Source organism: Streptomyces sp. PT12 (genome assembly GCF_003311645.1).
Taxonomy (GTDB): domain Bacteria; phylum Actinomycetota; class Actinomycetes; order Streptomycetales; family Streptomycetaceae; genus Streptomyces.
Window position 1 is genome coordinate 1 of record NZ_QEST01000091.1, and the last position, 323, is coordinate 323.

Annotated in this window: 1 protein-coding gene; it reads left to right on the plus strand. The window is 65.3% G+C overall.

The window, feature by feature from the left end:
• Positions 1–218: DUF520 family protein (locus DEH69_RS10500; RefSeq protein ID WP_113686674.1), on the plus strand; the 218-nt coding region annotated here is incomplete at its 5' end.
• Positions 219–323 lie beyond the last annotated feature (105 nt).

Below are 323 nucleotides of genomic sequence, written 5' to 3' on the forward strand. Positions count from 1 at the left end.
ACCACCTCGACGCCGCGCTGAAGGAGGGCATCACCCAGGAGAACGCGAAGAAGATCAACAAGCTGATCCGCGACGAGGGGCCCAAGGGCGTCAAGAGCCAGATCCAGGGCGACGAGCTACGGGTGTCGAGCAAGAGCCGCGACGACCTCCAGGCCGTGCAGCGCATGCTGAGCGAAGCCGACCTCGACGTGGCCCTCAGCTACACCAACCGACGCTGAGGCCCTAACGTTCGAGCGGGCCGAGCTCGGGGTAGATCTCGACCGCGAGCGGCCACCAGAACAGGTAGGAACAGAGTCGGACGAACTCGGTCGGGTCGACCCATC